The sequence below is a fragment of the Pseudoxanthomonas sp. CF125 genome (assembly GCF_900104085.1).
Lineage (GTDB): Bacteria > Pseudomonadota > Gammaproteobacteria > Xanthomonadales > Xanthomonadaceae > Pseudoxanthomonas_A.
Window position 1 is genome coordinate 739934 of the sequence record NZ_FNLD01000002.1, and the last position, 23873, is coordinate 763806.

Annotated in this window: 16 protein-coding genes and 1 pseudogene; 16 read left to right on the forward strand and 1 reads right to left on the reverse strand. The window is 61.6% G+C overall.

The genetic code is table 11. The annotated features are described in order from the left end of the window. The first annotated feature begins 73 nt into the window (after positions 1–73). From BLR66_RS12805 to BLR66_RS12810, 4 genes are all read left to right on the forward strand, one after another. Positions 74–7504 carry an FG-GAP-like repeat-containing protein gene (locus BLR66_RS12805; protein ID WP_176943865.1) on the forward strand — a complete coding sequence of 2477 codons (7431 nt, stop codon included), beginning with the start codon at positions 74–76 and terminating at the stop codon, positions 7502–7504. Between the two features lies 1 nt (position 7505). Then, the gene (locus BLR66_RS18970; protein ID WP_143014640.1) at positions 7506–7817 is read left to right on the forward strand and encodes a hypothetical protein; all 312 of its coding nucleotides are present in this window, start codon (positions 7506–7508) and stop codon (positions 7815–7817) included. A 20-nt stretch (positions 7818–7837) separates the two neighbouring features. Beyond that, positions 7838–8293 (forward strand): hypothetical protein, encoded by a 456-nt coding sequence (locus BLR66_RS18975; RefSeq protein WP_143014641.1) that lies wholly within the window; start codon positions 7838–7840, stop codon positions 8291–8293. Between the two features lie 79 nt (positions 8294–8372). Beyond that, positions 8373–8903, forward strand: a complete 531-nt coding sequence (locus tag BLR66_RS12810) for a hypothetical protein (RefSeq protein ID WP_143014642.1) — start codon at positions 8373–8375, stop codon at positions 8901–8903. Between the two features lie 261 nt (positions 8904–9164). On the opposite strand, the pseudogene BLR66_RS12815 reads toward BLR66_RS12810, so the two are convergent. Continuing rightward, positions 9165–9563 (reverse strand): annotated as a pseudogene (locus BLR66_RS12815) (DNA methyltransferase); the annotation flags it as partial. A 499-nt stretch (positions 9564–10062) separates the two neighbouring features. Between BLR66_RS12815 and BLR66_RS12820 the strand changes: the two are divergent. The 12 genes from BLR66_RS12820 to BLR66_RS12875 all read left to right on the forward strand — a co-directional run bounded on the left by BLR66_RS12820 (position 10063) and on the right by BLR66_RS12875 (position 23803). Beyond that, on the forward strand, positions 10063–10701 hold the full coding sequence (locus BLR66_RS12820) for a polysaccharide biosynthesis/export family protein (protein WP_093287907.1): 639 nt from the start codon (positions 10063–10065) through the stop codon (positions 10699–10701). A gap of 65 nt (positions 10702–10766) precedes the next feature. Then, positions 10767–12152: a GumC family protein gene (locus BLR66_RS12825; RefSeq protein WP_255402590.1), complete on the forward strand. Its 1386-nt coding sequence runs from the start codon at positions 10767–10769 to the stop codon at positions 12150–12152. A 557-nt stretch (positions 12153–12709) separates the two neighbouring features. Continuing rightward, positions 12710–14158, forward strand: coding sequence for an undecaprenyl-phosphate glucose phosphotransferase (locus tag BLR66_RS12830; RefSeq protein WP_093287140.1), 1449 nt, complete (start codon positions 12710–12712; stop codon positions 14156–14158). 48 nt (positions 14159–14206) lie between these two features. Continuing rightward, positions 14207–15490 carry a polysaccharide biosynthesis protein GumE gene (locus tag BLR66_RS12835; RefSeq protein ID WP_093287143.1) on the forward strand — a complete coding sequence of 428 codons (1284 nt, stop codon included), beginning with the start codon at positions 14207–14209 and terminating at the stop codon, positions 15488–15490. An 18-nt stretch (positions 15491–15508) separates the two neighbouring features. After that, positions 15509–16591 carry an acyltransferase family protein gene (locus tag BLR66_RS12840; protein ID WP_093287147.1) on the forward strand — a complete coding sequence of 361 codons (1083 nt, stop codon included), beginning with the start codon at positions 15509–15511 and terminating at the stop codon, positions 16589–16591. A 22-nt stretch (positions 16592–16613) separates the two neighbouring features. Further along, the gene (locus tag BLR66_RS12845) at positions 16614–17747 is read left to right on the forward strand and encodes a glycosyltransferase family 4 protein (RefSeq protein WP_093287151.1); all 1134 of its coding nucleotides are present in this window, start codon (positions 16614–16616) and stop codon (positions 17745–17747) included. Further along, positions 17744–18790, forward strand: coding sequence for a glycosyltransferase (locus tag BLR66_RS12850; RefSeq protein ID WP_093287155.1), 1047 nt, complete (start codon positions 17744–17746; stop codon positions 18788–18790). Before BLR66_RS12845 ends, BLR66_RS12850 begins: the two co-directional genes overlap by 4 nt. Then, positions 18787–20286, forward strand: coding sequence for a lipopolysaccharide biosynthesis protein (locus BLR66_RS12855; protein WP_093287160.1), 1500 nt, complete (start codon positions 18787–18789; stop codon positions 20284–20286). The genes BLR66_RS12850 and BLR66_RS12855 overlap by 4 nt, the downstream gene beginning before the upstream one ends. Further along, complete coding sequence (locus BLR66_RS12860; RefSeq protein WP_255402544.1) at positions 20283–21575, forward strand: GumK N-terminal domain-containing glycosyltransferase; 1293 nt, start codon at positions 20283–20285, stop codon at positions 21573–21575. Before BLR66_RS12855 ends, BLR66_RS12860 begins: the two co-directional genes overlap by 4 nt. After that, on the forward strand, positions 21562–22350 hold the full coding sequence (locus tag BLR66_RS12865) for a polysaccharide pyruvyl transferase family protein (protein WP_093287163.1): 789 nt from the start codon (positions 21562–21564) through the stop codon (positions 22348–22350). Before BLR66_RS12860 ends, BLR66_RS12865 begins: the two co-directional genes overlap by 14 nt. 30 nt (positions 22351–22380) lie before the next feature. Next, positions 22381–23160, forward strand: a complete 780-nt coding sequence (locus tag BLR66_RS12870; protein WP_093287166.1) for a WecB/TagA/CpsF family glycosyltransferase — start codon at positions 22381–22383, stop codon at positions 23158–23160. Positions 23161–23287: 127 nt separating this feature from the next. Beyond that, complete coding sequence (locus BLR66_RS12875; RefSeq protein ID WP_093287171.1) at positions 23288–23803, forward strand: DUF2306 domain-containing protein; 516 nt, start codon at positions 23288–23290, stop codon at positions 23801–23803. The last annotated feature ends 70 nt before the right edge of the window (positions 23804–23873 follow it).

Sequence of the window (23873 nt, forward strand, 5' to 3'; positions counted from 1 at the left end):
CAGAATTGATTTAGCCAATGCGCGTCGATTCCGCGGTTGTGGCTGCGTAGCGATGCGGAAAAGGAGTTTCGCAGTGCCCGATACGTCGTCCTCGCGGTTGTCCTATTCCGCCGCTGCCCTTTTCCTGCTGGTTATTGCCTTTCTGATTGCACCCCTCGGTGCGTTGGTGAGCCAAGTCATCGCGCAAACCATGGGCGGCAATCAGCCTCCTAGGTTGCTGGTGGAAGCCGATCCTCTTTCCGACGCCGTGTCGGCTACGGCCGCCGAGTTCCGGGTAGACGAATCCGGCGCCGCCACTTATTCGATCCCTCTGTATACCGTCCCGGGCACGGCCGGCGTGGTGCCGCATCTGACCTTGAGCTATTCCAGCCAGAACGGCGATGGGCCGGTAGGTAAAGGCTGGGCCATCGGCGGGCTGTCCTCGATTTCCCGATGCCGCGCGACGCGGGAAGCAGGCGATTTCATCGGCGCCGCCACACCCGATGGCAACCCGAGACCGATCAACTTTTCGGCCACCGACCGCTTCTGTCTGGATGGCCAACGCCTCATTCCTTCCAGTGCCACCTGCCTCGCCGCCAGCGGCATGACTGCCGCCGCCTTGGCGACTGAGATCGATTCCTTTCAGCGGGTGTGCGCCTATACGGTGGGCAGCGCCACAACCGGACCCAACTTCTTCACCGTCGAACGCAAAGACGGGTCAATCAGCTGGTATGGCGACCGGGACAACAACAACAGCCAGAACCGTCCCGATGGCTACTTCGAGACTAACTCCGCTCTCGCCCCCACCGCTGCCCTTACTTGGGCACAGACCCGGTTCCAGGATTCCACCGGCAACTACATCGACTACCTGTATCTGGAAAACCCCGCTGGCGCCGGCACGGGCGAACACCTGATCAGCGAAATTCGTTACACCGGCAAAACAATCCTCGTCGGGCAATCGGGAAGTGCGTCGGCGCCCTACGCCAAGGTGGTGTTCAACTACGCAGTCCGGCCCGCGGCCAAATGGACCAAGGGCTACGCTTCGGGCGGCATGCTGACCCAGAGCCGCAGCCTGTCTAGCATCACCTCCTGCGCTACGTTGGTGTGTTCAGGTCCTGAGCAGGCACGTCACTACCTGCTCACCTACGCCGCCAGTGCGTCGGGCAGCAATCTCGATACGTTGATTGGATTGCAAGAATGCCGGGACAGCACTGCGGCGATTTGCGCGTCCCCCACGGCGTTTGTCTGGAGCCAGGGCAAATACGAGTTCGCGACCCAAGAGTTGCCGTCAGGTTTCTTGTATGTAAGCGACGTGGGATTCAACGGGATCAAGTACGGAGATTTGAATGGGGACGGGCGCGCGGACTTGATCAATATGCGAGCTGGAGTGGTTGGGTGCCCTAGCACCACCATCATTCTGACCGCGTTAAGCGCCCTGGATGGCAATGGTCGCCCCACGTTTCCCAGCAGTAGTTATGTTTGCACCCCTGCTCTTAACGCGGAACGAGGCGAGGGTTCCTGGCACCTTCTGGACTACAACGGGGATGGTCGCGATGACCTGTTCGTCTCCGGTCCCGATTGGCAGGGTTGGCGCCTGCATCCGTCCAATGGATCGGGTTTTGATGCCAGTCAAAATTTGATTGCCGGACTCGACGCCATCATTCCCTCCTATCCGGGGAAGAACGATCAGGTCCAACTGGCCGATCTCAACGGCGATGGGTTGACCGATGTCGTCTATCCGAACGGAGGGGCGCTGCGCGCCCGCATCATGGAGCGGCAATCCGGTGGATTTGGTTGGGGCGCCGAGAAAACCATCGCCATCGATCAAGCCTCGGTCGACGACTGTAACTATGCTCCCAACGTGACCTGCAGCTACACGGTTGCGGGCGCGCCGACGCCCAAGACTGGCTTCTCCCAGCTGACGGATTTCAATGGCGATGCCACCTCGGATCTGCTGATCAAGGTCACCACCACGAGCACCCGAACCAACTACGGCACGCCGGGCTGTCCGATTGAGCCCATCGCGCCTCCGGAGTCCCAATCCACGGATCAACCGTCGTTGGTGATAATGCCCTATGTCCTGCAAGAGGACTCCCCGGTGGGCGTAGAGGAAAGTCTTGCCGCTGGACCGTGCGTGGTGACGACGATCACCAGCAACTTGCACGCACTCTCAGTCCAGTCGCTGGGCACAACTGGGGTGGCAGTGGCCTCGACGGGCGTGGTGTCGCCCGGCAATCCCGAGACCCTAACGTTTGCAGATGCCAACGGCGATGGCCTGACCGATGTGTTCTATCGCGCAACCGCCGACAGTGATTGGATTTACCGGATCAACCGAGGCACCGGCTTTATCTCCGGTGGAACGTTGGCCCAGACCGAGTATCGGAACCAGACCCGTTTCCAGGACATTAATGGCGATGGTCGGGCCGATGCTTTGGTGCTGACGAATTACGGCAGCTATAAAGCCTATGCGGTGCGCTACGCCCTCAGCACGGGCGGCTACGCCGCTTCGGCTTCCCCAATGCCAGGCGGTGGCGCACGCCTGTGCTCAGGCGGCTGCAATCCAGACCGATTCGTGTCGATGTTCACCGACCTGGATGCGGATGGAATCCTGGATTTTGTGTCTTTTGAGTTGAACGAGAATCCCCCGCTGTTCGTTTCTCGTGCCAACACGCGATTCGAGCCGCGCGATACACTGGTGAAGGTGGTCAACGGCTTGGGTTCGGAAACCGACATCACCTATGCACCGTTGACCAACAAGGATCTGTATCGCCGCGACACCGGCTCGCGCAATGGCTTGAACTGGGGCCGTGGCGCGCCCGTGCTGGATCTGCTGGCCTCCAGCTATGTCGTGGCCCGCGTCTCCAGCAGCTCGCCACAACTGGGAGCACCCGGCGCCAAAGCCACCTTGCACTATCGTTATGCCGGTGCTCGCGTGCAGGCAGGCGGCCGGGGTTTCCTGGGCTTCCGCGAAATGGTCACCATCGATCCGAATCAGACCGGTGGGTACGTCGTCACCACCACGACGTACGCCCAGAATTTCCCGTTTATGGGCATGCCCATCCAGACCGTCAAAGCGGCGGTGTTGAATCAGGCGTATCTAGTCCCGACGTGCCTCAACAGCGCGGTGACCGATGCCTGCTATGCGACACCGGGGCAGAGCTTCCCGAGTCTGGGTGGTAGCGTTTTCTCCAACAGCGTGCAAAGTTGGGAAGTAGCCCCGGTCAGCCTTGCCGCGCAGACCCCTTTGCACGTGCGCACCCTGGGCTCGGAAGAGTCGTTGCGTGATCCCTACACCGGCGCTCAAACCAGCAAGGTCAACACGGCTTTTGGTTATGGCAGCTACGGCAATGTCACCCAGACCGTTGTCGATACTTTCAATGGCACAGAAGGATCGCCTGCCGCCACCGTGATCACGGCCAATACTTACGGCGATGATGTGGCGAAATGGCGTCTAGGTCGTTTGACGTCCAGCACCATCACCCATCGTCGGCCAGGACAGTCAGATGTCGTGCGCGCCACGGGTTTTAGTTACGACATGAGTGGTGCGGCCACCGGACTGATGACCGAAGAGCGCACGCAGCCCGGCGGTGCGGCCGACCAGGCGCTCACCAAGGCGTATTCGCTTGATCACTACGGGAACCGGGTGCAGGCCGTGACCTGCGCGGCACCAGCAACCTCCTGCAGCACCTCAGGCTTCCAGTTCCATCCCGCCGGCTTAGAGGCGGTCAAACGCTACTCCCGCGTCGAGTACGACGCCCAGGGCAGATTCCCGGTGGCCACGGTAGAGCCATTCTGGAACGGTGCCAGCGGGGAGGAGCGCGTCACCAGCCGAGTGTTGGAGCGCAACGTCTTCGGCGATCCGGTCAATGCTATAGACGTCAATAACGTGCGCACCTTTGCCTTCAAAGGCGGGCTGGGTCGCGATTACTTCACGTGGGTCCAGACCAGCCCCAATGCCACGCCCGGCAATGGCGGTTTAAGTTCGACCACCACCTACCGCTGGTGCGCCAGTCAAGTGAATTGCCCGGCAGGCGCCAAGGTCAGGCAGCAAGTGGTGAGCGCGGGATCGCCGCGCCAGTGGACCTATCTGGATGCACTCGGCCGACCGGTGATGAAGGCGATGGAATCCTTCAATGCAGGCGTCATCGACCAGGATGTTTCGGCTTCCTGCACCGACTTTGATGTGACCGGCAAGCCCAAGCGGACCTCCAACCCGTTCTTCCTGGCCGGTACGGCGGGCACGGACGGACCGAGTGGGCTGGACAACGTCTGCGTGGCAGCAGCACGTCAATGGACAGTGACCAGCTACGACGTGCTGGGGCGCCCTGTGCAGGTCGTTACGCCCGATGGCAGCCAGGCCTTCAACAGCTACAACGGACTGACCACCACCGCCACCGATCCGCGTGGCAATCCCACCGTGCAAACCCGCAACGGCAAGGGCGAGTTGGTCACGGTCACCGATGCAGCCGGGCTGGTGACCACTTACAGCTACACCGCCGACGGCAATCTGCGCGCGGTCAGCCGCGATGCGGGCGCAGGCACCATCACCAATGCCTTCACCTACGATGGTCTGGGGCGCAAGATCCAGCAGATCGACCCGGATGCGGGCACGACCAATTTCCAGTACAACGCGATGGGCGAGATGATCGCCCAGACCGACGCCAGTGGTCAGCGAGTTGAGCACGAGATCGATGGGCGTGGCCGCGTCTGGCGCAAGACCGTCAAGCAAAGCAACGGCATGGTGGAAACGCAATCCACCTTCACCTTCGATACGGCCCAGAACGGCAGCGGCTCGCTGACGTCGGAAACGATCACTGGCAACTACAGCGGTTGGGCAAACGAAACCGGCACAGCGCTTAACTTCACGCGATATCAGAGCTATGACGCGCTCGGAAGACCGCAGTCGGGTATGACCGTAATCGATGACGGCATGTATGGGACCTTCACCGAATACGATGCGCTTGGCCGTCCGTGGAAATCGCGGGATGCCAGCGACCAATGGACCAAGACCCAATACGGTCCGCGCGGCGTGGTGGCGGTCTGCGCCAGCGAGGGCTGGGATCTTGACCCCTCATGCCCCGCCAATGGCAACACCTATCAACGCATCCTGGCCACCGACGCATGGGGCAATGTAACCAAGGAACGTCGTGGCGATAGCGCGGCGATGGAAGTGGTGCGCAGCTACCACGCGCAGACCGGACGCATCGCCACGATCTGCGCCGGCAACACGGCCTGCAACCTCACCAATGAAGCCTACGTATGGGATGCGGCAGGAAACCTGAGTTCGCATCAGAAAGAACAGCGTTATCTCGAAGCCTTCACCTACGATGCCTTGAACCGTCTGGTCGAATCCAAGATGTTGATCCAGAACGGCGTGGTTACCAATCAGGTCACCCTGGCGCAGGGCTACGATCAATTGGGCAACGTCTGCACCAAGAACGGCCTGGGTTACGACTACGCGGGTGCGGACGGCTGCGGCGGCGCGGCGATGATGTCGTCGGCGATGACGGCCAATGCCGCCTCCGTGCGAGCCGGGGCGCTGTTGCCGGCCTATCAGCGGCCGAAACCGGCGAGATGGAGACTGCCGGCCGCCTGGCGCGAGACCCGCGCGCATCAGGCGCCCGAAACCGCGACGCGCCGCTACAGCGACGATGATCGCCCGAGCTGGGATCGGGAAGCCGACCGCTGGGGCCTGGACGACGACTTGCGCCTGGGCCCCCACGAACGCTTTTGGGTGCGCAGCAAGCCCCGTCAGGCAACCAAACCCGTTGCGTTCCAGAGCACCGCACGACCCACGGCGGCTGCTGTTGCCGGCACCCAGTCGGCGACCGTGATGTCGGTCACCGGCAGTCCGCATGCGGTGAGCCAGTCAGGCACCGGAACAGGGGCAAGCTTCTATTACTACGACACCCACGGCAACCAGACGCTACGCGATGCGCCGGGCACGGCCAGCGACCGCACAATCAAATACTCGGTGGACGACAAGGCCTATGAGATCGCCATGGGCAGCGGACAGCGCGTGCGGTTCTGGTATGGCCCCGATGGACAACGCTACAAGCGCGAGGAGGCAGGCAAGACCACGCTGTATCTGGGTGGGGTGGAAGTGGTCATCCAAGGCGGTGGCACCACCTTCAAGCGCTACTTGGGCGGGATCGCTCTGCAGACCGTCACCGGCGGCGTGGTCAACAGCACCAAGTACCTATTCCACGACCATCTGGGCAGTCTGGTGCGCATCGCCAACGCCGATGGCAGTGTGTCGGAAGGTCTGGATTATGCCCCTTTCGGTAGCCGCAGGAGCTATACCAACCCCCTCGCCGCCGGAACGGGAACCACAACAACGGACCGCAGTTTTACCGGGCACGAGGCCGTCGATGGGACGGGCGTGATCCACATGAATGGCCGCATCTACGATGCGGAGGTGGGCAGGTTCCTGCAGGCCGATCCCGTGATCCAGGCGCCGGACAACACGCAAAGCTGGAATGCCTACACCTACTGCTTCAACAATCCGCTGGCGTATACCGACCCCAGCGGAAATATCAGTTTGAGGCAAGTTCTGGGCATCGTCATCGCTGTGGTCGGCATGTACTTCATGCCCTATGCCTCGAACGTCTGGATCAATATCGCCTACGGCGCGGCAGTGGGTTTTGCCAGCGGTTATGTGGCCACTGGGACCCTGCGTGGTGGTGTCACCGGGGCGTTCACGGGAGGCATGACGATGGGCATCGCTTCGTTGGGATTGGATATCTGGGGGCAGATGGCCTTCCAGGCCATGACCGGTGGCATCGTCGAAGGGATCAATGGCGGCAACTTCGGCAATGGGTTCCTGGCTGCTGGGCTGAGCACGGCTTTCATACCGCAGATGGGATACGGGAACTTGGTCCAACGGAGCGTCACAGGCGCGCTGGTTGGCGGGACGATTTCAAAGCTAACCGGTGGAAAGTTTGCCAATGGTGCGATCAGCGGGGCCATACAAGGCGCCATGAGTAAGAGGCGTGGACAACAAGCGTCTGTTCGGCAGGATGAGCCTGCCGGAGTTTTTGACAGAATCGGCAAGCTATTTTCAAAGGCCTACCGTAGTTTGATGTATCCAGCCGAACTAAATAGCCCCGTGGTTCTGAACAGCATGGAAGGCTCTTGGGAAGACGCTCTCCCTGGGAATCCCTACAATCGCCATGAAGAGGGCGGATTTTGGGGGTTCGAGAAAGATGGCTCTTATGGAACAAGGCGCTGGGTCGATTTGATACCTGACAGGAGCGAAATAACTCCTCCGGTCATGGAGGCAGGGAATATATATAAAGGTTTAAGAGTCATGGGCGAATGGCACATCCATCCCAATCCGAGACCAGTAGACGAATTCGGAGTGCGATGGATATCCAAACCATCGGGTTCCGATATTCGAACAGTTATTAATGCCAATTATTCTGGAGCAAGCTACATCATTGACAATCAATCTGTAATTCGCATGAGTAACACTGGTACGTGGAATATCCTTGATACCCACGACGCTATTTTCGGAGGAGATTAATATGAGATTCGTTATAGCTCTGGCTATGCTCTTATGCTTCACCACTATTGGCTTTTCTCAAGAAAATGCTCAGCCCCCAAATGGAGTTTATGCGGCTGACCAAAAGAAAGAATTCACAATGGCGCTTGCTGCTGCCTATGAAGCTGCAAATAAAGGCAGGCTTAGCACAAGAAATAAGACTGTTGTTGTCGCAAATCATGGGAAATATGTTGTTGTATCTTTCCTAGCCAACGGTTCCGTTCGTGGAGGACAAGCACATATTGTTTATGATCCCCAGCTCAAGCAGGTAGTGTATGTGCTAGGTGAGGATTAAGTACGAATTCGTATAAACCCATGAAATTATTGACGCCAGCTTTTTTGCTAGTCATCGCCACAATAATCAGTGGCTGCAACAAGCCGCCAGAAGTTTTGTGTGTGCAGACCGGATTTACGACTGAAGACGTTTGCCCGGCCACTTTCTTTCATGTCTTTGGGCGTGATGACTATTTAGGAAAAACAGTAAGAATCTCAGGCTTCCTAAGGACTTCTACCTTGAATGGAAAGACCAGAACGCTGTTGTTTTTCTCTAAAGATCAAGCAGATATCAATGGCTATTATGGGGCGATAGAAATTGCCAATTTTTCTGTTTCAATAAAGCCGGTACGACATAAGGCATACGAAAAGGTTTTGGCGCAACGCCACGAATCATACGTAGAGATAATTGGAAAGCTTCGCCATGCGGATGTGTTAGGTTTTGATAAAGCCCCATTAGTAATTTATGACATCGTTGGAGTGCGGGAAGTGCCGTAGCAAATTCGGTGGGCTTCAGTCTTGGAACTGGCTGGGAGAGTTCCGGAAGGGGGTTAGCTGCTTTAGGGGGATTTTGCAGATGCGCCAAGCAATGCTCAGTGTAATTCTTCTGTGCGCCACGCTGCCTGCGGTGGCTGCCGATGACATCATTCGCCGGAAGGCGAGCACCGACCACCTGACCGACGCCGACTCTGGCTTTGTGCTAGCCAGTGAGGCGCGGTTTGAAAACTTGTATTTCCTGAATGTGAAAACCCGCCAGGAATACCAATCGCAGGGCAGTTTCTGTGGGCGACTCCCCGTGGGGCACTACCAGCTCTATAAGATCAATACCCCTTACGCGCCCGTCATCGCGGACGAGCCTTACGAATTCGACGTGGTCGCAGGGCAGCGCCACTATGTGGGAACCTTGGTGCCGCCCTGGACCAGTCGGTCCAAGAAGTTCAAAGCTGAGATGGCCAAGAACCCTGCCAAACGACCCTACAGCATGCATTTCATGGGCGTGGTCTACGACTATGCCGTGATCGACCAATTGTCCGCCCTGACGGAGAAGTATCAGAAGCGATGCCCGGGAGTGAATGTGTCCGAGTTCAGTGTGGAGCTTATGAAGTAGCAATCCACCTAAACTGTTACACGTGTTATCAATCATCGATATGTTCGAAGGTGGCCGGCAGACGCCTCCTCTCATTGATAAAAATAGCCCTGATGCGCACATGTAATGCATAGAAGAGTCAGCAGGTGGCTTGTGGTTGCGGCCATCGCCTTTTGGGCTGCCGTGGCATTTGAGTTATTCGCGCGGCAAGGGATTTGAGCAGTCGCACAAAAAAGCCGCCCTCTCGGGGCGGCTCGTTGGCCTTCCGACCAACTGGCTGGCTTACGCGTTCGCCAGGCGCTCGCGGGCGATGTCGGCGTAGTGCTGGGTCATCTCGCAACCGACCCAGCTGTAGCCCTCAAGCTGCGCGGCCAGCAGCGTTGTGCCAGATCCAGCGAAGGGATCAATAATCCGCCCGCCCTGCTCGCAGATCCGCACCAGTTGACGCATCAGCTCGGTAGGCTTGCCGGTCATGTGGTGCTTGTCGGACCGACGCACCGGCTCGCGGATCACGCCAGGCAATACCGGCGCCTGCCGCTGCAGCGGCATGTTGCCCTTGCTACCCCACACCACGTATTCGGCCTGATTTCGGAAGCGGCCCAATTGCGGTCGCACGCCTTCGGTCTTGTCCCAGACCGTGATGCCACGCCAGGTGAAGCCCGCACACTGCAGCGCGTCGGTGTAATGACCCAGCCCTTTCTGCACAGGTCAGGCCGCTAACGCATATGCCCCAGCGAGCGCTTGTCGTATCGATGCCTCATGTTCAGTGTGAACTATTGCCGAAAAGCCCTGCCTTGAGGCAAGCAGAGTTCACGTATCAATGCCAAAAATGAACTGCAACCGTTGCATGACGCGGCCCTTTCACGGCGCCTTCGCAACCGCGTGCAAACAATCATCTAGGGTGTGACCCACGTTGCGGCCTGGATTGTGTCGCAGATCCGGAATTCATGGCGGGTTGGAATTTTGCCGTGAGAGTCGTATATCGTTGGATTGTGGTGAACAAGATCGACTGGCGCATGCCAGAGCGGCTGCGGAACATGAGTGACCAGTAGTAGATACCGCCAGGGTTGGGCAGGTTGCCGGCGATAGTCGATGCCGGCATTGAGTATGGTGGCCCCGAATCCAGAGGTGGCATTTGAGCAGGATCGATCGAACGATTGGAATGGTGTTGGCTTGCGCGATGGCGCTCTGCGCATGCAGCACGCGCGCGCCGATGCGCGATTTGCCGCCGGCGGACCCGGTGGGCCAGGCGCTGGGCCGTCCCGAATACCGGCTGGGCCCGGGCGACCTGGTCAAGATACAGGTGTTCCAGCTGCCCGACCTTGAGCGCGAAGTCCGGGTCGATAACGCCGGCCGGATCACGCTGCCGCTGATCGGCGCCGTGCAGGCGGCGGGCTCCAGCATCAGCCAGATCGAAGAACAGGTGGCTTCGCGGTACCGGGATCGCTATCTGCAGAACCCGCAGGTCACCCTCTCTTTGATGGAATCGCCCAACCAGCAGGTTACGGTGGGCGGCGCGGTCGAGCAGACCGGCATCTACCCGATGGGCGCACCGTATCTGACCTTGCAGCAGGCGGTGGCGCTGGCCAAGGGCGTCAGCAACATCGCCGACCGCCGCAACGTCATCGTGTTCCGCACCGTAAACGGCGAACGCGTATTCGCCAGGTTCGATCTGGTCCAGATCCAGCAGGGCAAACTCAAGGATCCCGATATCTATGGCGGCGACATCATCATCGTCGATCGCTCCGGTGCGCAGATGCTGCTGCGAACCTTGATCGAACTCACTCCTTTCGTAGGGGTATGGCGGGCCTACCGATGAGAAGGTACACGCCCGGAACAGACGCGCCCCGAACAGACGCGCCCGGAACAGACGCACGGGAAGATCTGCGCTACGCCGATCCCCACGATGCGCCGGCTGCCGGCAATTTAGCCGAGTATGCGGGTGCCTTGCTGAGAAGCTGGTGGTTGATCCTGCTCATCGCCGGTGCGGTGGTACTGGCGGCGCTGGCGGCGAGTCTGATGATGACGCCGCAGTACCGCGCCACCACCACCTTGCAGATCGAGCGCGAGGCGATGAAGGTGGTGCAGATGGAGGACCTGATCCCCAGCGAATCGCCGATGGACCGCGATTTCTACCAGACCCAGTACGAATTGCTGATGAGCCGCTCGCTGGCGCGGCGGGTGATCGCCAAAGCCGGCTTGGCCAACCACCCGGTTTATCGGGAGACAGTGGAGGCAGCGTCGGAGAAGCTCGGCCCCGTGGCTGCTGGCCAGCCTGCCGCTGCGTCGCGGCGCGAACTGATCGACCGTGCGCTCACCGATCAGGTGCTGGCTTCGCTGGAAATAGAACCGGTCCGCAACTCGCGTCTGGTCAAGGTGAATTTCAGTTCGCCCGATCCGGACCTGTCCGCACGCGTGGCCAATACCTATGCCAGCGAGTTCATCGCCAGTGGTCTGGAGCACCGGCTGCAGGCATCGTCTTTCGCCACCAAATACCTTTCGGAACGTCTCACCCAGATCAAGCAGCGCCTGCAGGACTCGGAGAAGAACTTCGTGGACTTCGCGGGCCAGGAGAAAATCGTTTCGGTCGGCGATGACAAGCCATCGCTGCCGGCGCAGAACCTCGAAGAACTCAATGCGCTGCTCGCGTCGGCCCAGGACGCGCGCATCAAGAGCGAAGCGGCCTGGCGCCAGGCCAGGTACGGCAGCGGCCTGGCTTTGCCGCAGGTCGTCTCCAATCCGTTGATCCAGAACCTGATGCAGACCCGCGCCCAGCTTTCCGCCGAATACCAGCAGAAGCTTTCGACCTTCAAGCCGGATTACCCGGAGATGCTGCGCCTGAACAGCCAGATGAGCGAAGTCGGCCGGCAGATCAACACCCAGATCGCCAACATCCGCGAGTCCATCAAGGCGCAATACGAAGCGGCCAACACGCAGGAGCAGATGCTGGAAGCGCGCATCGAACAGCTGAAGGGCGACGAACTGGACCTGCAGGACCGCAGCATCCGCTACAACATGTTCAAGCGCGAAGTGGACACCAACCGCCAGCTCTATGACGGATTGCTGCAGCGGTTCAAGGAAATCGGCGTTGCAGGAAACGTGGGCGCCAACAACATATCGGTCGTGGACCTGGCCGACCCACCCGGCAACCCGTCCTCGCCGCGGTTGGCCTTCAATCTGGCGCTGGCGGCCATTTTCGGGCTCTTCGCCGGCGTCGTCGCTGCGTTGCTGCGGCATGCGATGCGTTCGTCGCGAGAGGCGCGCCGGTAGGGCCGTAGCGTCTGCAACCGTTCATCGGAAACATTCGCCGCCGCCTTCCTCCGGGCGGGGACGAAGTGCGTTCGAAGCTCCACTCGCCGATCAAGCGATTTGGTATTTCGTGCGTGATCCTAATCACGGACTGGCGCGTAAATCGATTTTTTTGCGAAGCAAGTCGCGTTTACGTAGCTGACTTACCTGTACCGAATCGTTCGACCTCACAAGTGATTCAGAAAAATTTCGCTAGCGTGCAGACCCTCAAGAACCAAGCGCAAATGCACGCGCTCTTCACAAATAGGTGCTATGTTGCAGTGCAGCGAAACATGCTTTTCCCCGCAATAAACGCCGCATTTCACTGTCGTAAGCATGTCTTGCCGCCAAGAGGTGCCCTGATCTTCTTTCCAACCAGCAAGGACGCTCTTCTTTCAATCAGCAAGTAGGTTTGTCGTTCGCCTGGGGTCGGCGCTGGAGGGCACCGGTAAAGGCATCGGCAAAGTGGTTAACAGCACGGTTCGCGTACGACGTCCCCCCGCGTCGGCCCGCTCCGCGCATGTTAGGGAATACTCAAGATGCTTCTCGCGAACCTGAGTGCCGCCAAGTCGGCATCGTCCCCCCGTTTGTTGTCGAAGTACTCCACCGCCGCCGATCTATGCTTGCGGGTCGCGGATCTGGCGGTCGTTCTGATTTCAGCGCTGATCGCCTACCGCCTGCGGTTCGATACCTGGATGCCTGCCTTCGGGTACCGCATTCCGATCAGTACTTCGATCCTGATCGCAGCGCTGTGCTTCAACGCATTCCCGCTGTACCGCAGCTGGCGCGGCCGTGCGGTGTTCCGCGAAGTCTGGATGCTGGGCCTGGCATGGACAGGCGTGCTGGCGCTGGTCTCGGCGCATATCTGGGTGCTGTATCTGGGCCAGCACACCTCTCTGCTGTGGCTGGGTCTGTGGTATGCGACCGGTTTCGTGCTGTTCGGCTTCTTGCGCGTTGCCGTCCGTGGTGCGCTCAACTGGATACGCAGCGTGGGCATAGACGTGCGGCGGGTGGTGGTGGTCGGCCTGCGTCCGCCGGTGCTCAAGATCCATCGCTATCTGCACCAGAACGCATGGGTCGGCATGCAGGTCGTCGGCTATTTCAGTACCCGCGACGACATCAGCATCGCCGAAAGCACCGATCTGAAGTGCCTGGGAGCGGTCGAGCAGTTGCCTGCGTTCCTGGAGGAGGACAGCGTCGAAGAAGTATGGATTTCGCTGCCCATGGGCAAGCTTGGACGGATCAAGTCGGTGCTTGCCATGCTGGACAAGACCCCGGTCAAGGTGAAGCTGATCCCGGATATTTCCGATCTGGACGCGCTCAACCAGTCCAGCGAACAGGTCGGCAGCGTGCCGGTAATCAATCTGCGGCAGGGTAGCGGCGCGCCGGACAATTCGTTCTTGCTGACCAAGGCGATGATGGACCGCGCGCTCGCGCTGGTCGCTATCGTGGCGCTGTCGCCGCTGATGCTGGGCATCGCGCTGGCGGTGAAACTCAGCTCGCCCGGTCCGGTGCTGTTCCGGCAGAAACGCCATGGGCGTGCCGGCAAGGAGTTCTCGATGCTCAAATTCCGCTCGATGCGCATCGATCAGGAAGCGGGCGCCGAAGTCAAACAGGCGACTCGCGGCGACCCGCGGGTGACCAGGATCGGCGCGTTCCTGCGACGCAGCAGCCTGGACGAACTGCCGCAGCTGTTCAATGTGCTGGATGGCAGCATGTCCCTGGTCGGGCCGCGCCCGCATGCGATCCAGCACAACAGCTACTACGGAACGCTGATCGACGGCTACATGCAGCGGCACTACGTCAAGCCCGGCATCACCGGCTGGGCGCAGGTCAACGGTTTCCGTGGAGAAACCCCGCTGTTGCGCGACATGAAGAAGCGCGTGCAGTACGACATGGACTACATACGCCGGTGGTCGCCGTGGCTGGATCTCAAGATCATGGCGATGACGGTGTTCAAGGTCCTGGGCCAGAAACAGGCGTACTGAAATGACTGGGCTTTGTTTCGACCGGCCGCTTTGCGGAAGCCGAACGCGATGACCGCGACGATCGCCAGGGAGCGCGGCAGCAGTCCGGCCGTGGCGGCGCTGTTGCTGCTTGCGATCGGCTACAACTTCCTGCTGGCGTTGTTCAATGCCTCGGTGCATCCGGTCGGCGCGTCGTCGGCTTATGCGGTCGAGCTGGCCATTTATGCCGGTTGCTTCCTGTTCGGACTGCGCTCGCTGGGCCGCGACGGCCAGCTGCTGGTATTCACCGGCCTGGGTTTGGTGCTGGCCTTCAACCTGCTGCGCTTCCTGGAAACCTGGAGCTTCGACCCGAAGCTGGTGCGCGACGCGATCATCCCGTTCGCGTTCCTGACCCTGGGCACGGCCTACCGCGGCCGCCTGCACAAACTGGTGTTGTGGCTGGCGGTGATCGTGGTGCTGGTGGCGATATTCGAAATGGCGTTCCCCAACCTGTACGGCGATCTGGTCGACCCGCGCAGCTACTTCGTGAACACGCGCGGCAACAGCGAAGACGATTTCTGGAACGAAACCAGCAAACTCTACGTAAGCGCCACCCGGCCGGGCGAACGCAACTGGCTTGGCGGGTTCGAATTGCCGCGGGTGTCCTCGATCTTCGTGGAGCCGGTGACGATGGGGAACTTCATCATTTTCTTCTGTGCGGTGGCCATCACCTTCTGGCGGTCGCTGCGGGTCGCCGGCGTGGTCTTTTCGCTGGCGCTGATCCTGTTCCTGTTGATCGCTTCGGACGGCCGCCTGGCCAGCGCCACCTGCCTGCTGATGCTGATGCTGGCGCCCTTGCTGCGGCGGACGGACCAGACACTGGCCGCCTTCCTCTTCATCGGCGTGCTGCTGGCCGGCTGGCTGGCGGTCTGGGCGCTCGGGGTCAGCGCCTACGAAGACACGATGATGGGGCGGGTGTTCGTGTCGGTCGATGCGATCAACGCGATGAGTCCGCGGGAGTGGTTCGGCATGGATCTGGCGGCGCCTTACCGCTATTCCGACAGCGGTATCGCTTACTTCATCGCCGGGCAGTCCATCCTGGTGGTGCTCGTGTTTCTGATCGCTTATTCGTTCCTGCTCAAAATGCCCACCAGCAACGGGCAGTTGTTCAAGAATCTTTTCGTGGTCGCCTTCGCGCTCAGCCTGCTGGTTTCCAATGCGTACTTTTCCATCAAGACCGCCGGGTTGTGGTGGTTCGCATGCGGCTACTTCTGGCGACTGCAAATTCCACAGACGACGCCTGCCTGGAAAGGCGGACTGGACACGCATGAAACGCCAATGTTCGGCGGCGCGAAAACGGCGGTGTCGCCATGAACAAGAACGGAGTGCCGCATGGCAGCAACTACGGGGACAGCCCCGGAATTCCAGAACGCGGGCGTATCCGACGCAACAGGGCGCGACGCGCGCATCGACGCAGCCAAGGGCGTGGCAATCGCACTGGTGGTGCTGGGGCACGCAAAAGGCATCCCCGGGCAGTTCACGATACTGGTCTACAGTTTCCACGTACCGCTGTTCTTCCTGTTGTCGGGCTGGCTGTCCCATCGCCGCAACGCGCAGACGGCGGCGCAGGCGCTGCCGACACTCGGCCGCACACTGTTGGTGCCTTACGCATTCTTTTTCTTCGTGGCTTATGCCTATTGGCTGCTCACCCGTCAGATAGGGGAAAAGGCGCTACGCTGGGGGCAGGTGCCCTGGTGGGACCCGCTCGGTGGGCTGCTGACGGGAATCGGACCGCAGCTGTACGTGCATCCGGCGCTGTGGTTCCTGCCCGCACTGTTCACCACTGCGCTGGCGTACTTCTTCCTCGGCAAGAAGCTGCGGCCATCGACTATCGCGGTAATGGCGCTGCTGCTGGCGCTGTTGTGGATCGCGTTCTTCCCGGGATTGGGGTTGCGTCTGCCGTTCGCCCTGGACGTGCTGCCCGTCGCGCTGTTCTTCTATGCGTGCGGCGCGCTGGCGGGGCGCACGCTGCCGTTGCCGGGATCGATGCTGGCGGGAATCGCGCTGGCCGTGGTGCTGCTGGCTCCCTGGCTGTGGCTGGCGTGGAGCAACGGGCGAGTCGATATCAATCAGCTGCGCTTCGGCGCTTCGGCGTGGAAATTCGTACTGGCCAGTCTGTTGGGCACTTCCATCGTGCTGTCGATCAGTCCGCTGGCGGCGCGATCGAAGATATTGCGCTGGATGGGCCGCAACACGCTGTTGATCCTGTGCACGCACATGCTGGTTTTCTTCGTGCTGTCGGGAATCGCTTCGGTATTCGGTCTTTTCGTGGCGGGCGACAAGCCCGGCCTCGCATGGGCGCTGGGCATCTCGGTGGTTTCGGTCGCTTTGTGCGTACCGTTGCGCTGGCTGTTCATGCGCTACGCGCCATGGGCACTGGGGCAGCGTGGCGCCAACGTGAAGGCGACGGCATGAGTGCGGCCGGCGGAGCGATCCCATGAAAGTCGTGCACGTGGTCCGGCAGTTCCATCCTTCGGTCGGGGGCATGGAAGAAGTAGTGCTGAACATAGCCCGCCGCCATCTGGCCGCTGGCGGCGAAGTGGAAGTGGTGACGCTGAACCGCGTCTTCCACGACAGTGCGCAGCGTCTGCGTACGCACGAGCAGTATCAGGGAGTGCCGGTGCGGCGCCTGTCTTACACCGGATCCACCCGCTACCCGTTATGCCCGCAAGTACTGGGCGCATTGCACGGCGCCGATGTCGTTCACGTGCACGGCATAGATTTTTTCTACGACTACCTCGCATTGACCGGCGCGGTGCACCGCAAGCCGATGATAGTTTCCACCCACGGCGGGTTTTTCCACACCGCCTACGCCTCCCGGCTCAAACGGTTGTGGTTCAACAGCATCACCCGCGCCTCGGCGCGCGCCTACCGGCGCATCGTCGCCACCAGCCGCAACGACGGAGAGATGTTCGCCCCGGTGACGGCGGCCGGGCGCCTGCGCGTTATCGAGAACGGCGTGGATATCGAAAAATTCTCCGGCATGGGTTCGCCTGTCCCCGGCAAAACTCTGGTCAGCTTCGGCCGCTGGTCGGTGAACAAGGGCATTCCGGAAACATTGGACCTGCTTGGGCATCTGGTGGCGGGCGACGATGCCTGGCGCCTGATCCTGGCCGGCCGCGCGTTCGACCTGAAGCGCGCGGATGTGGAGCGCGACATCGCCTTACGCGGATTGCAGGCGCATGTGGAGGTGGTGGAAGCGCCGTCGCAGGAGCAGTTGGGCCGCTTGCTCTCGCGTGCGCAGTATTTCGTTTCCCTGTCGCGGCACGAGGGCTTCGGCATCGCCGCGATCGAGGCGATGAGCGCCGGCCTGATTCCCGTGCTTGGCGACATCCCGCCTTACGCCAAGCTGCACGACGAATCGAAGCTGGGCGTGCTGGTCGATGCGCAAGCGCCCGAGGCCGCCGCCCGGGCGGTCCGGCAACTGGCCGATGTGGACGAGGAAACCTTCCAAGCGCGCCGGCGGCATGCCCTGGCGTATGTAGCGCGCTACGACTGGGACGCGGTCGTAGCACGCTATCGGGACGAATACCGCCAGGCGCTCGTCCAAAGCGGAGGGCCGGCGCAATGAACGTCGCGCATACGCCTTGGGTGTCGGCGACGCCCGCCCGCCGTTTCGTCGTGCTGCAATCCACCGGCAAGCCGGACGAGACCACCAATCCGTATCTGGTGCAGCTGCTGGACGCGCTGCCGGAAAACGTGGAAGTCCGGTATTTTTCGGTACGCGATGCTTTGTTCTCGCGCTACGACCTGTTTCACGTGCATTGGCCGGAGTATCTGCTGCGGCACCGTACTCCGCTCACCACGCTGGCCAAGCGGGCATGCATGTTCCTGCTGTTGCTGCGGCTCTGGCTGACGCGCGTGCCGGTGGTGCGCACGCTGCACAACCTGCGGCCGCACGAGCAGGGCGGAATGGCCGAACGCCTGCTGCTGCGTTGGCTGGATCATTTGACCACACGGAAAATCAGGATCAACGCGGCGGAACGCGATGCCGATCCGACCACCGATACCATTCTGCATGGGCACTACCGCGACTGGTTCGCGGCGCGGCAAGTACCGCCCAGCATAAAAGGGCGCCTGCTCTGTTTCGGACTGATACGGCCTTACAAGGGCGTGGAGACCCTGATCGAAGCCTTCCGCGGACTTCCCGACGCCAGCGCCACTTTGCGAATCGTCGGCAGGCCGGTCGGCGCAGCCATGCGCCAGGTCGTGGAGGACGCGTGCGCGGCCGATGCACGCACCGGCGCTATTCTCGAATACGTAGGCGACGAGGTGCTGGCGAAGGAAATCGGCGAAGCGCAATGCGTGGTGCTGCCGTACCGCGACATGCAGAACTCGGGCGCGCTGTTGCTGGCGCTCTCGCTGGCGCGCCCGGTGCTGGTCCCGCGCAGCGACGCCAATGTCGCGCTGGCCGCGGAAGTCGGCGAAGAATGGGTGAGGCTGTACGACGGCGCGCTGGACGCGGACATACTCACAGCTACATTGCGAGCGCTGGGCGAACCTCAGCGCCAGTCCGCACCGGATCTGTCCCGGCGCGAATGGCCGCGGCTCGGCATGCAGCATCACGCCACCTATGTCGCCGCGCTGGACGCGACGGAAGGGCGTGGCCGATGAGTACGGGAAAACCTTCCCTGGACGCAGCATTGCCGCAGGTTCCTTCCCTGGGCCGTCTTGCGGCCAGCGGCGCCTTGGTGACGATGGGCAGCCAGGCGCTGAAGATCGCGGTGCAGTTCGGCGGCATAGTATTGCTGGCGCGTCTGCTGACGCCGCGCGACTACGGGCTAGTGGCGATGGTGATCGCGATCATCGGCGTTGGCGAAGTACTTCGCGATTTCGGCCTGTCCTCGGCGGCCATCCAGGCCAAGCACCTTAGCCGCGGACAGCGCGACAATCTGTTCTGGATCAACTCCGGCATCGGCTTTCTGCTGGCGGCCAGCGTGTTCCTGTCCGCCGATGCGATCGCGGCTTTCTATCGCGAGCCGTTGCTGCGCCCGGTCGCGCAGGCTATTTCGGCGACTCTGCTTCTCAACGGCCTGACCACGCAGTTCCGCGCGCATCTCAATCGCGACATGCGCTTCGGGCAGTTGGCTTTCGCCGACGTCACCGGCCAATTGCTTGGCCTGGCCGCGGCAGTGGCGGCTGCGTTGCTGGGCTGGGGTTATTGGGCGCTGGTGGTGCAATCGCTGGTGCAGGCTTCGACCTTGTTGGTATTGATGGCGCTGGCGGCGCGCTGGCTGCCCGGTCTGCCGAAACGGAACATGGAAATGCACGGGCTGTTGCGCTTCGGCGGCAATCTGGTGGCGTCGCAATTGCTCATCTACTTCAGCACCAACCTTGGCCAGATACTCATCGGCAACCGCCTGGGTCCGGTGCCGCTGGGGCATTACAACCGCGCCTTCGCGCTGTTGATGATGCCGCTGACCCAGCTCAACGCTCCGGCGACTACTGTCGCCCTGCCGGTGTTGTCCCGGCTGCAGGGCGACCCCGTGCGCTATTCGGCGTTCCTGCTGCGCGGGCAGGCCACGCTGATGCATTTCATCATCGCCATCTTCGCCTTCGCCTGCGCCCAGGCCAGTCCGTTGATCCATCTGGTGCTGGGCGACCGCTGGGCGATGACGGTGCCGATCTTCCAGATACTGGTGGTGGGGGGAATGTTCCAGGCGGCGGGCTATGCGGCTTACTGGGTATTCCTTTCCAAAGGACTGACCGGCCCGCAGCTGCGGTATTCGATCGTCAGCCGCACGCTGGTGATCGGCTGCATCGTGGTCGGCGCGCAGTGGGGCGTGCTGGGTGTCGCTACCGGTTATGCCTGCGGTCTGGCGTTGTCGTGGCCGCTGGTCCTGTGGTGGCTGCACCGCACCTCCGATGCGCCGGTGCGCGGCATGCTGCTGAGCGGTTTGCGTGCGATAGCCGGTTACAGCCTGTGCGGGTTCGTCTCGCACGCGGCATCCGCACGATTCGCAGGCGCGTCGTTGCCGCTGCCGCTGCAGTTGGCGGTCGGAATCGCGGCCTTCTGCGTCGCCTTCGCATTGCTATGTCTGGTCTGGTCCGCGTTCCGGCGCGATGTGGCCGGCATCCTGCACACCCGCACCCTGTTGAGAAGCGCATGACACAGCGCGATATCGCCCCCGCATTGGAGAATCCGGCCATGTTCCGAGTAGAAACAACGACCGAGCAGCCAACGTCAGAGGCTCCCGATACGGTCCGTGAGCGCGATCCGGCCGCCCCCGGAAGATTCCTGGTGCTGTCGGCGCACGACTACCGCACGCCGCGCCGGGCCAATATCCATTTCATCGGCGACGAGCTGGCCAAGCGCGGACATACGCGCTTCTTCTCGCTTCGCTACAGCGCGCTGTCGCGATGGAAGGACGATATACGGTTGCCGTTGGACTCCAAAGCCAATCTCATCGAAGAGAAAAACGGCGTCGAGTGCTTCCTGTGGAAGACCGCGTTGCATCCGTTCAACACGCGCCGGCATTGGTTGCGGCCGCTCGAGAACATGATGTTCCGCTGGTATGCCAGCCATCCGCCGCCGGTGCTGGTGGCCTGGCTGCGGGAGGCCGAAGTGGTGATCTTCGAAAGCGGCACGGCGGTGGTGTTCGCGGAGCTGGCCAGGAAGCTCAACCCTTCGGCCCGCCTTATCTATCGCGCCTCCGACAGCCTGAGCGCTATCGACAGCGCGCAATACGTGGAGCGGACTTTCGCGCGCGTAGCGGCCGGTCTGGATGCGATTGCGCTGGTATCGCCCGCGATGGCCGCCGAAGTCGCCAGCCGGGACAACGTCTACCACGTCGGCCATGGCATCGATCCGGAGATAGAGCGCCAGGCCGACCCATCGCCTTACGCGGCTGGCCTGCATGCCGTCGCAGTAGGCTCGATGCTGTTCGATCCCTCGGCGATAGCGACCGCCAGCCGGGCTTTTCCGCAAGTGACTTTCCATGTGATCGGCTCGGGCCGGGGCCGCATGCCGGACTATGGCGAAAACGTAGTGGTGTACGGCGAAATGCCGCACGCGCAGACCCTGCGCTACATCAAGCACGCCACCTTCGGCATTGCCCCGTACGCGTCGGCGCAATTGCCCGCCTACCTGGCCGACAGTTCGCTCAAGCTGCTGCAGTACGATTTCTTCGCGCTGCCGGCCATCTGTCCGCACGCCATCGTCGGACGCTATGCCTCGCGTTTCGGCTATACGCCGGGAGACGCCGAATCGATCGTCACCGCGATCGACGCTGCGTTGCTGGCGCCGCGGGTCCGTACCCGCGAGTGCCTCGATTGGCCCGGAACGGTGGACAGGCTGCTAGAACCCGAGCGTTATCCGGAGCTGCGGATAACGCCATCCGATAACCCACCGCATGCGCTGGCGACGGCGGAGCAGGAGCCTTCGCATGTCGCTATTTGACGCGTGGCTGGAGCGCCGACAGCGTCGCGCGCTGTACTGGTGGCAGCCGAACAACGGCGGAGTCAACGTCGGCGACCATCTGTCCAAGGTGATCGTGGAAGCGATGCTCGCCTTGCGCGATGAGGACCTTTTGCACAAGCAGGACCGGTCGCGGCGGTTGTTCGCGATCGGTTCGGTGCTGCACAACGCGCGCGATGGCGAGACGGTATGGGGTAGCGGCATCAACGCCAAGATTCCCGAAGCGCAGCATCGTTTCCGCGCGCTGGATGTGCGCGCGGTGCGCGGGCCGCTGACCCGACAGTGGCTGATGGATCGCGGCATACCCGTCCCCGAGGTATACGGCGACCCGGCGCTGCTGATGCCTATGTTCTATTCCAACGAACTGATCGGCGCGCCGGGGAAAACCCCCTTCGTGGTGATCCCGCATTTCAACGAGGCGCCGGAGAAGTACGCCGCCAACCGCGACCGCTTGCTGTTGCCGAACATGAAGCCCTTGGCCTTCGTGCGTGCGCTGCTGGGAGCGGAAACGGTGGTCTCCAGTTCTCTGCACGGGGTGATCCTGGCCGAAGCCTACGGCATTCCGGCCGTGTACCTGGACAGCGGCAACGGCGAAAACCGCTTCAAATACGACGACTACTACGCGGGCACGGGCCGCGCGAGCTGGCGTTCGGGGCGTACCGTCGAAGAATGCCTGGATATCGGCGGAAACGGACCGTTCGATCTGCACGGCATCCAGGTTGGGTTGCGCAAGGCGTTTCCCTATGACTTGTGGTGATGCGCGAGGATTCGATACGGGGGCCGGCGCATGAACGCGATCGACGACGGAAGGCCGCACCCGGAGCGGGCGCCCGCAACGCCGCAAACGACCTGGCTGGGCGGCTATCGCGTGCATTCGATGACGCGTGAGCGGCTCGCGGAAGATCTGCTGGGCGCTCTGGACTCCGGGCGCAGGCGTCAGGTGTTCTTCGCCAACACCAATTTCGTGGTGCAATGCCGGCCGCTCCGCACGCGCCTGCAGGCTTCTTCGGTGTGCGTGGTCAATGATGGGATCGGCATGGATCTGGCGTCGGTGCTGATCCACGGCCGCCGCTTCGCCGAAAATCTAAACGGCACCGATTTCATTCCTTACCTCTGCACGCAACGCGCGCGTCCCTTGCGCTTCTTCCTGCTTGGCTCGCGGCCGGGCGTAGCGGCGCAGGCGGGCCGGCATCTGGTCGAGAAGCTGGGGCAGCAGGTGGTGGGTACTTGCGACGGTTATGGCGAATACGCCGAAGCCGGCGAGGGTTTGGTGGATAAGATCAATGCGTCGGGCGCGGAGGTGGTGCTCGTCGCCTTCGGCAATCCTGGACAGGAGGCCTGGATCCTGGAACATTGCGCCGCTTGTAACGCGCCGGTGATGTTCGGGGTCGGCGCGCTGCTGGATTTTCTGTCCGGCAGCGCCAGGCGTGCACCGCCCTGGGTGCGTGCGTTGCACCTGGAGTGGCTGTTCCGGCTATGCCTGGAGCCAAGGCGCTTGCTGAAGCGCTATACCTGGGACATGATCGGGTTCTTCTGGATTTGTCTGCGCGCCGGGAAGCAGTCATAAGCCCAGGCAGGGGGATGGGGTGACACCGACTGGGTCGCGCCGGGTAGCGTCATGCTGCCGGCGGGGTGGTCGCGGCCGTCGGATCGATCGCAGGAGAAGCCCTCCCATTACCTGCAGGAGAACCACCATGCTTGGTCTGACCACAATGGGCATCATCCATACCGCCATCAGTCTTGTCGCCGTGGCGGCGGCGTTCATCGCTTTCTTCCGGGACAAAGGAATCGATCCCCGCAACGGTCTGGGAAAGACCTACGTGATTACGACGGTGCTGACTTGCCTGACCGGGTTTTTCATTTTCCAGCATGGCGGATTCGGTAAGCCGCACGCCCTGGGAATCATCACCTTGCTGGTGCTTGCCGTTGCCTGGGTGGCCGGCAACAAGAAAGTATTCGGTCGCGCAAGTGCGTATGTGGAAACGGTTCTCTATTCGCTCACCGTGTTCTTCCACATGATTCCGGCGTTCACCGAAACCTCCACGCGGCTGCCGGTCGGCGCGCCCTGGGCCTCGGGTCCGGATGATCCCAACCTGCAGAAGGCCGTCGGCATCGCGTTCCTGGTTTTCCTGGTCGGTGCTACCGCGCAAGTCATCCGCCTTCGTCGACTGCGCCGCGCTTTGCCGCCTGCTGCCGCACAAACCGTATGAATCCGTAGGGCGGGCACTGCCCGCCACCGCGCATGTTTCGAGCATTCGGCGGGCAGTGCCCGCCCTACAG